General features: G+C 68.4%; 14 protein-coding genes, 1 tRNA gene, 2 pseudogenes and 1 riboswitch. Of the genes and pseudogenes, 6 read left to right on the forward strand and 11 right to left on the reverse strand.

All coding sequences use genetic code 11. The features are described from left to right. Together TY51_RS12480 and TY51_RS12485 are read left to right on the forward strand one after the other, a co-directional pair. A partial coding sequence (locus TY51_RS12480; RefSeq protein ID WP_042250042.1) for an FGGY-family carbohydrate kinase occupies positions 1–1324 on the forward strand: 1324 nt, incomplete at its 5' end. Beyond that, positions 1321–2973, forward strand: a complete 1653-nt coding sequence (locus tag TY51_RS12485; RefSeq protein WP_042250043.1) for a glycerol-3-phosphate dehydrogenase/oxidase — start codon at positions 1321–1323, stop codon at positions 2971–2973. The genes TY51_RS12480 and TY51_RS12485, both read left to right, overlap by 4 nt. Here TY51_RS12485 and TY51_RS12490 read toward each other — a convergent pair. After that, positions 2955–3424 (reverse strand): annotated as a pseudogene (locus TY51_RS12490) (6,7-dimethyl-8-ribityllumazine synthase). The gene TY51_RS12485 and the pseudogene TY51_RS12490 overlap by 19 nt on opposite strands. Positions 3425–3496: 72 nt before the next feature. Further along, positions 3497–3630: riboswitch (FMN riboswitch) on the reverse strand. A gap of 67 nt (positions 3631–3697) precedes the next feature. Beyond that, a complete protein-coding gene (tgt, locus tag TY51_RS12495; RefSeq protein WP_042250044.1) occupies positions 3698–4828 on the reverse strand; it encodes a tRNA guanosine(34) transglycosylase Tgt in 1131 nt (376 codons plus the stop codon). A gap of 127 nt (positions 4829–4955) precedes the next feature. Here tgt and TY51_RS12500 point away from each other — a divergent pair, with 127 nt between their 5' ends. From TY51_RS12500 to TY51_RS12515, 4 genes are all read left to right on the forward strand, one after another. Further along, the gene (locus TY51_RS12500) at positions 4956–5312 is read left to right on the forward strand and encodes an SUF system Fe-S cluster assembly protein (protein WP_042250045.1); all 357 of its coding nucleotides are present in this window, start codon (positions 4956–4958) and stop codon (positions 5310–5312) included. A gap of 76 nt (positions 5313–5388) precedes the next feature. Further along, on the forward strand, positions 5389–5760 hold the full coding sequence (locus TY51_RS12505; protein ID WP_042250046.1) for an iron-sulfur cluster assembly accessory protein: 372 nt from the start codon (positions 5389–5391) through the stop codon (positions 5758–5760). 57 nt (positions 5761–5817) lie between these two features. After that, the gene (gene tpiA / locus TY51_RS12510) at positions 5818–6564 is read left to right on the forward strand and encodes a triose-phosphate isomerase (protein ID WP_042250047.1); all 747 of its coding nucleotides are present in this window, start codon (positions 5818–5820) and stop codon (positions 6562–6564) included. Positions 6565–6616: 52 nt separating this feature from the next. After that, a tRNA-Arg gene (locus TY51_RS12515) sits at positions 6617–6693 on the forward strand. Between the two features lie 6 nt (positions 6694–6699). Here the strand turns inward: TY51_RS12515 and TY51_RS12520 are convergent. From TY51_RS12520 to TY51_RS12560, 9 genes and pseudogenes are all read right to left on the reverse strand, one after another. Next, positions 6700–7343, reverse strand: a pseudogene (locus TY51_RS12520) (ceramidase domain-containing protein). A gap of 1 nt (position 7344) precedes the next feature. After that, positions 7345–8475, reverse strand: coding sequence for a YeeE/YedE family protein (locus TY51_RS12525; protein ID WP_197054759.1), 1131 nt, complete (start codon positions 8473–8475; stop codon positions 7345–7347). Positions 8476–8627: 152 nt separating this feature from the next. Beyond that, entirely contained in the window at positions 8628–10724 is a 2097-nt protein-coding gene (locus TY51_RS12530) for a M10 family metallopeptidase C-terminal domain-containing protein (protein WP_052650145.1), read from the reverse strand. 15 nt (positions 10725–10739) lie between these two features. Then, on the reverse strand, positions 10740–11099 hold the full coding sequence (locus tag TY51_RS12535; RefSeq protein ID WP_042250048.1) for a hypothetical protein: 360 nt from the start codon (positions 11097–11099) through the stop codon (positions 10740–10742). A gap of 96 nt (positions 11100–11195) precedes the next feature. Further along, positions 11196–11882 (reverse strand): ABC transporter ATP-binding protein, encoded by a 687-nt coding sequence (locus TY51_RS12540; RefSeq protein ID WP_042250049.1) that lies wholly within the window; start codon positions 11880–11882, stop codon positions 11196–11198. After that, positions 11882–12622 carry an ABC transporter ATP-binding protein gene (locus TY51_RS12545; protein ID WP_042250050.1) on the reverse strand — a complete coding sequence of 247 codons (741 nt, stop codon included), beginning with the start codon at positions 12620–12622 and terminating at the stop codon, positions 11882–11884. Before TY51_RS12545 ends, TY51_RS12540 begins: the two co-directional genes overlap by 1 nt. Next, the gene (locus TY51_RS12550; RefSeq protein WP_042250051.1) at positions 12619–13563 is read right to left on the reverse strand and encodes a branched-chain amino acid ABC transporter permease; all 945 of its coding nucleotides are present in this window, start codon (positions 13561–13563) and stop codon (positions 12619–12621) included. The genes TY51_RS12545 and TY51_RS12550 overlap by 4 nt, the downstream gene beginning before the upstream one ends. Next, positions 13560–14477, reverse strand: a complete 918-nt coding sequence (locus TY51_RS12555) for a branched-chain amino acid ABC transporter permease (protein ID WP_042250052.1) — start codon at positions 14475–14477, stop codon at positions 13560–13562. Before TY51_RS12555 ends, TY51_RS12550 begins: the two co-directional genes overlap by 4 nt. A gap of 4 nt (positions 14478–14481) precedes the next feature. Next, the coding region (locus TY51_RS12560; protein ID WP_042250053.1) for an ABC transporter substrate-binding protein at positions 14482–14836 on the reverse strand (355 nt) is incomplete at its 5' end.

Raw genomic sequence — 14836 nt, forward strand, 5'->3', positions numbered from 1 at the left:
TGGCCGAGGCCATCGCCGCCTGCGGCCGCCGGCGCGCGACATCGGCGCCGTCGCCGCGACCGCGCATGGCGACGGGCTGTATCTGCTGGACCGGGCGGGCGCGCCGCTTGGCCCCGGCATCCTGTCGCTGGACAGCCGCGCGGGCGGGGTCGCCGATCGCTGGCGGGCCGACGGTACCGCCGACCTGGCGCTGCGCCGGACGGGGCAGATGCCCCATGCCTCGGCGCCGTCCGCGATCCTGGCGTGGTTGCGCGACCACGACCCGGCGCGCTTTGCCGCGATCGGTCATGTGCTGGCCTGCAAGGACTGGCTGACCTGCTGCCTGACCGCCCGCATCGGCACCGACCTGACCGAGGCCAGCACCTCCTTCACCGACGTCGCGACCCAAGGCCACGCCTCCGATATCCCCGACATCTTCGGGCTGGCGGGCCTGCCCTTGCCCGACATCGCCCTGCCCGATCAGGTCGTGGGCCATGTGACCGCGGACGCCGCCGCGCTGACGGGCCTGGCCGTCGGCACACCGGTTGTGGCGGGTCTGCATGACGTGACCGCGTCGGCCCTGGGGTCGGGCGGCTATGGTCAAGGCACCGTCGCCATCGTCGCCGGCACCTATTCGATCAACGAAACCGTCACCGACCGCCCCCTGTCCGATCCGCGCTGGTTCTGCCGCAACGGCATCGCGCGGGGCGAATGGAACGCCATGTCGATCTCTCCGGCATCGGCGGCGAACTACGACTGGTTCCTGGACAGCCTGTGCCGGGAGGGGGGCGATCAACCCGCGCATCTGCGGGTCATCCCGGAAATCGAGGCCGCCCTGGCCCGCCCCTCCAGCGCGCTGTTTCACCCCTACCTGTTCGGATCACCCCACGGGCCGCAGGCCAGCGCCGCGTTCTTCGGCCTGCGCGGCTGGCAGGACCGCGGCGACATGCTGCGCGCCGTGATCGAGGGCATCGCCTTCAACCACCGCCACCATGTCGACGCCCTGCGCGACGGGTTCCGCCCCACCGCGGCGCGCCTGACCGGCGGCATCTCTCGCGCGCCGGTCTTTGCGCAGCTGTTCGCGGATGTGCTGGACATGCCCGTGACCGTCGGCGCGACCGAGGAGGCCGCCGCTTGGGGCGCGGCGCTGTGCGCGGGCGCCGGTGTCGGCATCTTCGCCTCGCCGCGCCACGATCCCCGCGACATGGCCGCGATCGGCCGCACCCATCACCCCGACCCCGCACGCGCCGCCGACATGGCGCGCCGCTATGGGGTCTTCACCGACATCGCCGCAGCCATGGCGCCTCTCTGGCCGCGGATCGAGGCTCTGCAGGACATCCCATGACCCAAGACATCGACGTGCTGATCCTGGGCGCGGGCATCAACGGCGCGGGCCTGTTTCGCGACCTGTGCGAACAGGGCATCAACGTGGTCATCGTGGACAAGGCCGATTACGGCGGCGGCACCTCGGCCGCGCCGTCGCGTCTGATCCACGGCGGCATCAAGTACCTGGAAACCGGCGAATTGCGCCTGGTCGCCCAGTCCACGCTGGAGCGCAACCTGCTGCTGAAGAACGCGCCCCATCTGGTCAAGCCGCTGCCCACGGTCATCCCGATCTTCTCGTGGCTGCGCGGCATCGGGCCTGCGCTGCGCACGCTGATGGGGTCCACGACCGCTCCGCGCAGCCGCGGCGCGGTGCTGATGAAGGCCGGGCTGGCGATGTACGATTTCTATGGCCGCCGCCACCGGGTGATGCCGCGCCACCAGCTGTGGTCGCGCACCCGCGCCTTGCGCGAGATCCCCCCCCTGACCCCGCGCATCAAGGCGGCGGGCCAGTATTATGACGCCGCCGTCACCCTGCCCGAACGGCTGGTGTGGGAGCTGGTCGCGGACGGGCTGCGCGCCAATCCCGCCGCCCGCGCGCTGAACCACACCACGCTGACCGGGACCGACGGCGACGTGATCCGGCTGGACGGCCCCCGGGGTCCGATGTCCCTGCGCCCGCGCATCGTCGTGAACGCTGCGGGACCTTGGATCGACCGCGTGAACGCCATGCTGGGCGCCCCGTCGCAGATGATCGGCGGGACCAAGGGCTCGCATATCCTGCTGGACCACCCCGACCTGCTGGCCGCACTGAAAGGCCGGATGATCTATTTCGAGGCCGATGACGGGCGCATCTGCCTGGTCTTCCCCTATCTGGACCGCGCGCTGGTCGGCTCCACCGACATCCGCGCCGACGACCCCGACACCGTGTTCTGCGACGAGACAGAGATCGCGTATTTCTTGGACGCGCTGCGCGGCCTGCTGCCGGGGCTGCATTTCGACGAAAGCCAGATCGTCTATGCCTATTCCGGCATCCGCCCTCTGCCCGCCTCGGACGCGGCCAATCCCGGCCTGATCAGCCGCGACCATTCCGCACTGGAAATCGCACCCGATGGCACGCGCCGCTGGCCGATCATCGCGCTGGTGGGGGGCAAATGGACCACCTTCCGCGGCTTTGCCGAGGAGGTCGCCGACGATCTTCTGGCGCGCCTGAACGCGTCCCGCCGCACCGCCACCGACAGGCTGCCCATCGGCGGTGGCCGCGATTACCCGGCCGATGCGGGCGCGTGGAGCGACGACGCGGCACAGCGCACCCTCGCCGCGCCCGCCCGCGCGCGCCATCTTCTGGCGCGCTATGGCACGACCGCCGCACCCATACTGGAGTCCGAGGGCGCATCCCCCAGAATGCTGGCCGACAGCGACCACAGCGAACAGGAACTGGACTGGATCATCCGCCACGAACAGATCGGCACGCTGGCCGATCTGGTCATGCGCCGCACCGCGCTGGCCGTCACCGGCCATCTGTCAGGGCGCGATCTGGCCCGCATTGCCGACCTGTGCGCCGCGACACTGGGCTGGGACGCCACGCATCGCGACCGCGAATTGACAGAAACACAGGCGATGCTGCTGTCGCGGCACCGCCTGCGGATGGATCAGGCCGCGTCGGCCTGATCCAGTCGGGCCAGACGCCCCTCGACCGCCAGCATCTGGGCGACAGCATGGGCGGCCTCGGCGCCCTTCTTCACGAAATGCTCGCGATAGAAACCGGTCAGCAGCTCGGTCTCTTGATAGTTGTGGGGCGTCAGCGAGACGGAGAACACCGGCACGCCCGTGTCCATGCCGGCCTGCATCAGGCCGGTCACCACGGCACCCGCGACGAAATCATGGCGATAGATGCCGCCATCGACCACCAGGGCGGCGGCGACCACGGCGTCGTACTTGCCGGTCAGGGCCAGCTTCTTGGCCAGCTGCGGCATCTCGAACGCGCCGGGCACGTCCCAGGCCTCGATCTGGCGCCGGGCATCAGGCCGGCGGCTTGCGTCAGGAAACCTTCATGCGCGCGGTCCACGACATCGGCGTGCCAGCGTGCCTTAATGAAGGCGATACGGGGGGATTTGGTCATCTTTCAGGAACCTTACGTAATTTGCGTCAGGCCCCCAAGGCATACCACCACATGCGCCGGGGTGGCGCACAGGGCGGTTCTCTTCCATCCGGACTATACCGTCGGCCCCGGAATTTCACCGGATCTGCTGACCCCCCTGCCAAGGCAAGGGGCGCTCGCGGGCTGTGACCGCCGGTGGGGAATTGCACCCCGCCCTGAGAACATCCCCAAGATAGCGGCCCCGCCCGCCCGCGCCAAGACCCGGATGGGGAAAATCCTTCCAAAGCCGCGGCGTCACGCAGGGTCGATATCGCCTTCTGCCCGCCGTGCGTGGAAGTCGGCCACAAACGCGTCCAGCCGCCCCACAGCGATCGCATCCCGCAGGCCCGCCATCAGTTGCTGATAGTAATGCAGATTGTGCCAGGTCAGCAGCATGCCGCTGATCATCTCCTTGGCGCGGAAGACGTGGTGCAGATAGGCGCGGGAATAGCCCGTGCAGCAGGGACAGGTGCAATCCTCGTCCAACGGGCGCGGGTCGTCCTGATGGCGGGCGTTCTTGATGTTGACCTGGCCGCGCGGGGTCCAGGCCTGGCCCGTCCGCCCGGACCGCGACGGCAGCACGCAATCCATCATGTCGATGCCCCGCTGGACCGCGCCCACGATGTCGTCGGGCTTGCCCACGCCCATCAGGTATCGCGGCTTGTCCACCGGCAGGAAACCGGGGGCATAGTCCAGCACGCCGAACATCGCCTCCTGCCCCTCGCCCACGGCCAGGCCGCCGACCGCGTATCCGTCAAAGCCGATCGCCTGCAGCGCCTGCGCGCTCTCCTCGCGCAGCTCGCGCGTCACGCCGCCCTGCATGATGCCGAACAGCGCGTGCCCCGGTCGGTCGCCGAAGGCGTCGCGCGACCGCTGCGCCCACCGCATCGACAGCCGCATGGAGGCCGCCACCGCATCGTCCGTCGCAGGCAGCGCGGGGCATTCGTCGAAACACATCACGATGTCGCTGCCCAGCAGCTTCTGGATCTGCATGCTGGTTTCGGGCGACAGGAAATGCTTGGACCCGTCCACGTGGCTGGAAAACGTCACGCCGTCCTCGGTCAGCTTGCGCAGGCCCGCCAGCGACATCACCTGGAACCCGCCGCTGTCGGTCAGGATCGGTTTCTGCCAGTTCATGAACCGGTGCAGCCCGCCCATCCGCGCGACGCGTTCCGCACCGGGGCGCAGCATCAGGTGATAGGTATTACCCAGCAGGATGTCGGCGCCCGTGGCCGCCACGCTTTCGGGCAGCATCGCCTTGACCGTCGCCGCCGTGCCCACCGGCATGAAGGCCGGGGTGCGGATCTGGCCGCGCGGCGTGTCGATGACGCCCGTGCGCGCCGCGCCGTCGGTCGCCTGAAGGGAAAAGTTGAAACGCGTGGTCATGGTGCCGCCCGAGCCTTTGGAACCGGGCGCTTGTAGCGCCGCCCCCCGCCCGGCGCAATGTGGGCCGCCCACTGGACCGCAGGCCTGGCGTGCCCTATATAATCGGTCGGAATTGAAGGATGATCCGATGACCGAACCCCTGATGGAAGGCGCGCCCCTGATCGCGCCCTCGAGTACCGACCATCCGCTGTACGAGCCGATCGTCGAGGCCTGCAAGACCGTCTATGACCCGGAAATCCCGGTCAACATCCATGATCTGGGCCTGATCTACACGGTCGAGATCAATGACGCGTCCGAGGTTCGGGTGATCATGACCCTGACCGCCCCCGGCTGTCCCGTCGCCGGAGAGATGCCGGGATGGGTCGCCGATGCGGTCGAGGCCGTGCCCGGCGTCAAGCAGGTCGACGTCGAGATGACGTTCCAGCCGCAATGGGGCATGGACATGATGTCGGACGAGGCGCGCCTGGAACTGGGCTTCATGTGATTGCCGACCGGGGGGCGGTCTTGAACCGGCACCCCCCGGATGACTATCTTGATGCCAAGCCCGAAAGGATCTCGCCATGTTCGCCATGCCCGGCACCCCTCCCGTGACCATCACCCCCGCCGCCGCCGCCCGGATCGCGCAGCTGATGGCGGGCAAGAACGCCTATGGCTTGCGGATCGGCCTGAAGAAGGGCGGCTGCGCGGGCATGGAATACACGATGGAGCTGGCCCAGACCCCCACCGCGAACGAAGAGGTGGTCGAACTGGACGGCGCGCGCGTCATCATCGCGCCCATGGCGCAGATGTTCCTGTTCGGCACCCAGATCGACTATGAGACCGGCCTGCTGGAACAGGGCTTCCGGTTCCGCAACCCCAACGTCACCGACAGCTGCGGCTGCGGAGAGTCGGTGAACTTTGCCCCGCTGGAGGGCAGCCGCGCGCAGAGCTGAGCCTTGCGCGGGGGCGGGACGCTGGCTAAGCCTGTCCCGAACCCACGGAGGACCCTCATGGCACCGCGCAAACTTGCCGCTGGAAACTGGAAGATGAACGGCGATCTGGCCGCGCTGGATCAGCTGGACGACATGGCCGCCGCCGCCGAAGGCGCGACCTGCGACGTCCTGATCTGCCCCCCCGCCCTGCTGATCCACCCGATGATGGCGCGCGTCGGCGCCAGCGACATCCTGGTCGGCGGGCAGGATTGCCACCACAGTGACAAGGGCGCCCATACCGGCGACATCGCCGCCATCCAGCTGCGTGACGCGGGCGCCGCGCATGTGATCCTGGGCCATTCCGAACGCCGCGCCGACCACGGCGAAACCGACGCCATGGTGCGCGCCAAGGCCGCCGCCGCCCATGCCGCGGGCCTGACCGCGATCATCTGCGTCGGAGAGACCGAGGCCGAACGCGATGCGGACCGCACCCTGGACGTGATCGCCACGCAGCTGGCGGGGTCCGTGCCCGACGGGGCCAACGCCCGGAACACCGTTCTGGCCTATGAACCGGTCTGGGCCATCGGCACCGGACGCACGCCCACGCTGGACCAGATCGCCGAGGTTCATGCCCTGATGCGCGACCACCTGTCCGCGCGGCTGTCCGACGGCGCCGATGTCGCGCTGCTGTACGGCGGCAGCGTCAAGCCCGCCAACGCGACCCAGATCTTTGCCATCGCGCATGTGAACGGCGCATTGGTGGGCGGCGCCAGCCTGAAGGCCGCGGACTTTGTCCCGATCATCACCGCGCTGGACGCGGCCTGATCGATTTTCACCATTGCGTCGCCTGACCCCGCCGGGTAATCAGGCCGCGCGTGCACCCGTAGCTCAGCTGGATAGAGCGCTGCCCTCCGAAGGCAGAGGCCAGGGGTTCGAATCCCTTCGGGTGCACCAGATCCCCTAACCGATCCGATGCCGCCGCCAGACCTCGATCATCCATGCCAGCATGGTCGCGTTCAGGATGTGCCACATGAAATGCGTGCCGATGGGCAGCACCGCGCAGCTGGCCTGATCCAGCGTGCGGAAGGTCAGCGACAGCGTCAGCAGGCCCGCGCCGATGGCCAGGCCCTGCGCCACCTGCGGCAGGGGGTTCCGCAGCAGGACCGCATAGGCCAGGATCAGCACCGGCACCGGCGCATAGCTGGCCGACGATCCCAGCCCCGGCACCTGCGCGAACAGCGGCACCGTCACCGCCGCATAGGGGATGAACCCTGCCGTCACCAAGGCTGCGACCCAAGGCGCGCGCCGAAATAGTCGCGCGTCGCCGCGAACACATAGATCAGGATGAACGCCAGGATCGGCAGCACGTCCATCAGCCCGGTCAGCCCGTTGGCATGGGTGTGAAACAGCCACGACCCCAGCCCGATGATGAACAGCACCCCGGCCAGCACCCGCCCCGTCGCCATGCCCGGTCCCCGCAGCCTGCGGGCCATCAGCAGGGCCGCCAGCAGGAAGGCCAGGTTGGTCAGCGCGTTGATGGGCTCGGACCAGTATTCCGGTCCGGTGCGTTCGCAATAGGCGTCGACAGGGGCCAGCCAGTCCATCTCAGCCGTCGGCGCGGCTGGTGCGGCGTTCCATGAAGAACCACGGGCGCAGGGCCACGCCCAGCATGTTGCCCGCGAATGCCGCCACCGCCCACAGATAGCCATGCAGGCTGCCCGATGCGATCCCCGAGAAATAGGCTCCGATGTTGCAGCCATAGGCGATGCGCGCCCCGTATCCCAGCAACAGGCCGCCGACGACCGCCGCGATCACCGACCGCAGCGGGATCTTCAGCGACGGCGCGAAGCGGCCCGCCAGCGACGCGGCCAGCATGGCCCCCGCGATGATGCCGAAATCCATGACCGAGGTGATGTCGGAAAAGACGCTGGACTGCAGCGCCTCGGCATTGGCGGGACGCTGCCAGTAGCCCCACGCGGTCGGGTCGATGCCGATGACTTGCGCGATCTTGGCCCCCCACAGCGCAAAGGCCGAGGTGATGCCCCAGGGCCGTCCCGAGATCGCCAGCGTCAGAAAGTTCAGCACCACAAGTGCCACCGCGCCGCCGACCAAGGGCCACGGCCCGCGCAGCCAGCGCGCCATACCGTGACGCTCGCTCTCTGGTGCCTGTTCCAGCGTGCCGTGACGGTTGCGTTCGACCCGCATCGTCACCAGCGCGATCGTCCCGAAGATGGCCAGCGACAGCGCGATCCCGCCCCAAGGGCCAAGCGGCTGCCACAGGGCGATCGGCTCCAGCGCGGGCAGGCTGGCCCACCAGTCGAAATGGACCGTGCCCAGCACCGAGCCCACGATGAAGAAGACCAGCGTGATCAGCATCCGCGCGTTGCCGCCCCCGGCGGTGAACAGCGTGCCGGACGCGCAGCCTCCGCCCAGCTGCATGCCGATGCCAAAGATGAACGCCCCCGCGATCACCCCCAGCCCGGCCGGAGAGACCAGGCCACGCACCTCGTTCCCGAACAGCGTGCCGGATGCCAGCGCCGGAAAGAACAGCATGACCGCCATGGCCAGCAGCAGCATCTGGACCCTGAGGCCCCTGCCCCGGCGGTCCAGGATGAATACCCGCCACGCCGAGGTGAACCCGAACGCCGCGTGATACAGCGACATGCCCAACGCACCGCCCACCAGGAACAGCGCGCCCTGCGCCGTCCCTTGGGTCAGCGCCAGCGATTGTGCCAAGCGCCAGGACGATCAGCGCCCCGGTTCCGGGAACGCCTAGCCCGGGGCGGGGGGTCAGGGTCTGTGCATATGCCATGGCCGGTCCTTGTCATCGATGTTGGCTGGCAGATGGACCCGGCCGCGGGGAATTTGCAAGCCCCGCGGGGGCCCGCTCACAGCACGAAGTTGTCCACGTCCAGGTGCAGCCTGCCATTCAGGCGGATCAGCATGTCCGGTTGGCGGTCGCCGTCCACATCGACCAGAATGCGCGTCATGCCGTCGGCATGGTCCCACCGCACCGACCCATCGCCCGACAGCGGCCCGCGGCCGACGAACTCCACGTTCAGCGCGCGCAGGTCGATCACGTCCTGATCCGGGTTGAAATCGACGATCACGTCGGACGCGGCCAAGGTGCTGTCGGCGGCGGCAAAGAACCGGAACGTGTCCGCCCCCAGACCGCCCACCATCGCATCGGCACCCAGCCCGCCCACCATGGTGTCGTTGCCCTGCTGGCCGAACAGTCGGTCGTTGCCCCAGCCGCCATCGACGATGTCATTGCCCCAGCCGCCCTCGGCCCGGTCGTTGCCGGCACCGGCGCGGATCGTGTCAAAGCCTGCCCCGCCTTGGATCACGTCATCGCCCGCCCCGGCCAGGATCAGGTCATTGCCGTCGTCGCCATACAGGCTGTCGCGACCCGCCCCCGCGGTCAGGCGGTCATCTCCCGCCCCGCCCGCCATCGCGTTGCTGCCCAGCAGGTCGGTCAGCACGTCGTTGCCGGCATTGCCGAACAACCGGTCTTCCCCGACGTCCCCCAGCAGGGTGTCGTTCCCAAGGCCGCCATGCAGCGTGTCGTTGCCCGCCCCACCCGACAGGCGGTCATTGCCGTTCATCCCGCGCAGGACGTTGGCGACAGCATTGCCGTGGACCGCGTCATTGCCGGAACCCGCGACATAGTCCTCGATCACCGTGTTCTGGGCGATCTGCAGGTTGCCGCGCAGGCCATAGATGTCGGACGCCGCGCCGGGGCGCAGGTCGACCCGCTGTGCCTGGCCGTCGTTGCCGAAGTTCAGCACGTCATGGCCGCCCGCGTCATAGATGGTCATTGCCACCCCGCGCGCATTCTGGACGGTCAGGTGCGGTTCCCCGTCCTGGGTCGAGAACACCCGCCCCAGCCAGCTGTTCCCCAAGGTGTGGCCCACGCCATAGACGGTGTTGCCCGCGGTCACCGACCCCGCGCCCGCGGCACCGTACATGCGCTGGATGGCGACGATGTCGGCGGGCATCAGCGATGCCAGATAGGCGTGGCTGGCACGGATGTTCGGGTTCTCGTCCTGAGAGAAATAGGACATCACCGAGGCCTGCCAACTGTCATTGAGAAACCGCGCGTCGGTCGCGAACGTGCCGCTGCCATTGTAGGGGCCCTGGTGACCCAGGCCCAGGGCGTGGCCGATTTCGTGGACATAGGTCTGAAAGGAATAGGTGCCGATGCGCCCGCCGTCCTGCAGGATCCAGTCAGTATCGACATTGATCGACGACCGGATGATCCGCCCGCCCATCATCGTCGATTGGGCGAATGCGCCTTCCTGGTTGTCGTCAAAGGTGATGTCGGCATCCCCGCGCTGTTCGACGAACCGCAGGTTCGCGACCGCGGACCAGGCCTGCATCGCATCGCGCGCCAGCGCCTTGCCCTGGGGCGTCAGCCCGCTGAAATCATAGGTGATGATATTGTCGCGCGACGTGTCGAACGACCGCGGGGATTGCCCCGCGCCGCCCCAGAACCCGTGGGTCAGATAGGTCGCCAGCTCTGCCATCGGGGCGGGCTGCGGGGGGCGCGCCTCGGTCACCACCAGCTGATAGCTGCCGGTGCCCGACGAAAAGGCGCCCGCGTTCACGAAATAAGTGCCTGTCTGGGTGGGTACGATGGTGATCAGGCTGTTCAGCCCCGGCCCGCCGTCGTCGTTGCGTGCCACCAAGCCTCCATCAGGGCCGCGCAGCTCCAGCAGTGGGTCCAACAGGCTGATGCCGTTCAGTTCGATCCGATAGGTCGTGCCGGCCTCCAGCCGGACGGCCACCCAGTCCTCGTCGTCGGAATAGCCCACCGTCCCGTTGAACACGTCCCCTGGCGCCATGCGATAGGGGGTATTCCGACCGGACGGCGCATCGCCCTGCTCGCGCAGCGTGGCGCTCAGCAGATCGACGGTGGTACCGGCAAATTCCGACATCGCGCAGGATTTGTCATAGGGGCGAAGGTCGGCGCAGATCTGGCACATGCGTGCGGCTCTTTCCTAGTCGGGCAACCCATGACGCAACAGGTCGCGGGCAAAGCTGGTGAAATCGCCGGGCTGCAGATCCCGGTCCATGACGTTGAAATCCATCCGCTGGCCGGGCCGGTCGCCCTGATCGGTCACGCGGTCCAGCTGCGCCGACAGCGTCGCGGGGCCGGTCGCCAGCACCCGCAGGCGCAGCCCCCCGTCCGGTCCTTCGGCGCGCAGTGCGTCGCAGAGGGCGTCGGCCTGGGCCATGTTCACGCCTTGCGCCGGGGCGCATTGGACAACCGCACCGCCCCCCGCGTCGACGCGGCAAGCGGCCAGCACCAGCGGCATGAAGGCCAGGCCAAGCGTCACGATTCGCGCCGACGGACGCATGTTCGGATCCTGATGAAAAACGCGGCGGCAGCGGCCACCGATCAGGCCCCTTGATATGTCATCCGGACGACACCGGTAAAGAGGGTTGCCTGCCGATCAGACGCCCAGATGCCGTTCCACCACACCCGGATCGTTCAAAAGCTGTGCATTGTCGCCCGACCAGACGGTGCGACCCTTTTCGATCACCACATGCCGGTCGGCAAAGCGGGTCAGCGCGGACAGGTTCTTGTCCACGATCAGGATCGCCTCTCCCTGCGATTTCAGGCGGGTCAGGCAGGACCAGATCTCGTCCCGGATCAGGGGGGCCAGCCCTTCGGTCGCCTCGTCCAGAACGACCAGCCGGGGGTTGGTCATCAGCGCGCGGCCGATGGCCAGCATCTGCTGTTCGCCCCCCGACAGCTGACTGCCCTTGTGGCCCATGCGTTCGCCCAGGCGCGGGAACAGGTCCAGCACGCGGGCCAGCATCCAGGGACCGGGCCGCGCGGTGGCCAGCAGGTTTTCCCGCACGTCCAGCGTCGGAAAGACCTGCCGGCCTTCGGGCACCAGACCCAAGCCGGCGCGCGCGACCCGGTGCGGTGCGGCGCGCGTCAGGTCGTGGCCGTCGACGCTGACCCGCCCCCCGCGCGCCGGCAACAGGCCAAAGATGGTGCTGATCGTCGTGGTCTTGCCCATGCCGTTGCGGCCCAGCAGGGTCACCACCTGCCCTGCCTCCACCGACAGGTGGATGTCGTGCAGGACCTGCGCCTCTCCGTATCCGGCCTGCAGCCCTTCGACGACCAGCATCACGCATCCCCCAGATAGGCCGCGCGCACGGCAGGATCGGCGCGGACCTGATCGGGCGTGCCGGTGGCGATGATCCTTCCATAGACCAGCACGCTGACCCGGTCGGCCAGCGCAAAGACCGCGTCCATGTCATGTTCGATCAGCACCAGCGTCACCTGCCCCTTGAGGCCCGCCATGACCTGGACCAGGCGTTCGGCCTCGGCCCCGCTGGTCCCGGCCAGGGGCTCGTCCAGCAGCAGCAGGCGCGGGCGCGTGGCCAGGGCGATGGCCAGTTCCAGCGCGCGTTTCTCTCCATGCGACAGGCTGCCCGCGCGGGTCTGGGCGCGATCGGCCAGGCCCACGCGGGACAGCGCCTCCAGCGCCTGCGCGTTCAGGTCGGCGTCCCTTGCGACGGGGGCGAAAAAGCGGAAACTGCTGCCGGAATGCGCCTGCACCGCGGTGGCAACATTCTGCAGCACGGTGAAGCCCGGCAGGATCGAGGTGATCTGGAAGCTGCGCGACATGCCCGCCCGGACCCGCGCGGGCATGGGCCGACCCATCATCTCGGCCCCCGCAAAGCGGACCGATCCCGCATCCGACCCCGCCTGCCCCGACAGCTGCGCGATCAGCGTGGATTTGCCCGCCCCGTTCGGGCCGATGATGGCGTGCAGCTCGCCCTCGGTGACCTCCAGGTCCAGATCGTCGGTGACCTTCAGCGCGCCATAGGATTTGCGCAACCCGCGCACGGAGAGAAGGCTCATTTCCCGCGCCCCTTGAACAGTCCGGTCAGCCCGTCGCGGGAAAACAGGACGACCAGGATCAGCAGCGTGCCAAAGATCAGCCGCCAATGTTCGGTGAACAGCGCCAGCCACTCCTCCAGCAGCAGGGCCAGCGTGGCCCCGGCGATGGCACCCAGCAGATTGCCGATGCCGCCCAGCACGACCATCACCACCAGCTCCCCCGACCGGTGCCAGTTCATGTAGGAGGGAGAGACGAAGCTGGCTTGGTTGGCCAAAATCACCCCCGCGATGGCCGTCATCGCGCCCGAGATGACGAATGCCGTCAGTTGGAACCGGAAGGGCGTGAACCCCACCGCCTGCATCCGCAGCGGGTTTTCCCGCGCGCCCGTCAGCACGCGGCCGAACCGCGACCCGGTGATCGCCACGCACAGCAGATAGAGGCCCAGCAGCATCGCCAGCGCCGCGTAATAGAGCACCCGGTCGTCGGCCAGCCAGTCCTGCCCCAGCACGGTCGATCGCGTCGTCAGCGTCACCCCGTCATCGCCGCCATAGGCCGAAAGCGAGACGAAGAAGAAATAGGCCATCTGCGCAAAGGCCAGCGTGATCATGATGAAATAGATGCCCCGCGTGCGCAGGCTGATCGCCCCCGTCACCAGCGCGAAGGCCGCGCCTGCGATCACCGCCGCGCCCAGATGCGCGCCCAGATCGGTGATGCCTGCGCGGCTGAGGATCGCGACGGCATAGGCGCCGATGCCCAGATAGGCCGCGTGGCCGAAACTGACCATGCCGCCGTAGCCCAGGATCAGGTCCAGCGCCAAGGCGGCCATGGCGAATGCCAGGATGCGCGTCGCCACCACCACCAGATAGGGGTCGCCCGTCAGCGCCGCGATCAGCGGCAGGGCCGCGAAACCGCCAAAGATCAGCCACGCCGCCACCCGGCGGCGCATCAGCCAGCGGGTCATGGGCGCGCTCCGAACAGGCCCTGTGGCCTGGCGGCCAGGATCGCGGCCATCAGCACATAGACCAGCATCGGCGCCAGCACGCGCCCGGTCTGGGCGGCGGCGGACGGCTCCATCACCGCGCGCAGAATGATCGGGCCAAAGCTGCGGCCCAGGGTGTCAACGATGCCCACCAGCAGCGCCCCCGCAAACGCACCCTTGACCGATCCGATGCCGCCGATGACGATCACGACAAAGGCAAGGATCAGCACGCTTTCCCCCATGCCCGGATCGACCGACAGGATCGGCGCGACCATCGCCCCCGCGAACCCCGCCAGCATCGCGCCGAACGCGAAGATCACCGTGAACAGCCGCCCGATATCGACGCCCAAAGCGCCCACCATCGCGCGGTTGCTGGCGCCAGCGCGCAGCTGCATGCCGATACGGGTGCGCGTGATGACCAGCCACAGGCCCACGGCCACGGCCAGCCCCGCCCCGATCACCACCAGCCGGAACACCGGATAGCGCAGCGCGCCCACCAGCGGCACCGACCCCGACAGCGCGTCGGGCGGCAGGATCGACAGCGGCGACTGGCCCCAGATGATCTTGACCAGTTCCGTCACCACCATGACCAGCCCGAATGTCGCCAGCACCTGATCCAGATGCGGCCGGTCATAGAGGCGGCGAAAGATCAGCGCCTCCAGCACCAGCCCGATGACCAGCGTCGCGGGCAGCGTCAAAAGCAGCCCCAGCCCGTAGCTGCCGGTCATGCCCGCGAACATCACCACAAGATAGGCGCCGACCATGTAGATCACGCCATGCGCCAGGTTCACGAAATCCATGATGCCAAAGACCAGCGTCAGCCCGGCGGCGATCAGGAACAGCAGGACCCCCAGCTGCACCCCGTTCAGCAACTGCAGCAGGAACAGGCTGGTCATCGGCTCAGTTCATCTGGCAGTTGGCGGCGTAATTGTCCTGATAGTCGTCGAAGATCTTCTCGACGACCGATGTGGCAAACTTGCCGTCCTCGCGCTGCACGACCGTGGTCAGGTAGAAATCCTGGATCGGGAAGTGGTTGGGACCAAAGCTGAAATCGCCGCGGACAGAGGTGAAGGGCGCATCCTTCAGCGCGGCGATCAGCGCGTCGCGGTCGGTGCCGCCCGCCTGGCGCAGCGCGCCGTCGATCAGGCGGGCCGCGTCATAGCCCTGCATCGCATAGACGCCGGGCACATGGCCGTATTTCGCCTCGTACGCCGCGACGAAGGCGGCGTTTTCCGGCGTGTCCAGATCGGGCGCC

The sequence above is a fragment of the Paracoccus sp. PAMC 22219 genome, assembly GCF_000787695.1.
Lineage (GTDB): Bacteria > Pseudomonadota > Alphaproteobacteria > Rhodobacterales > Rhodobacteraceae > Paracoccus.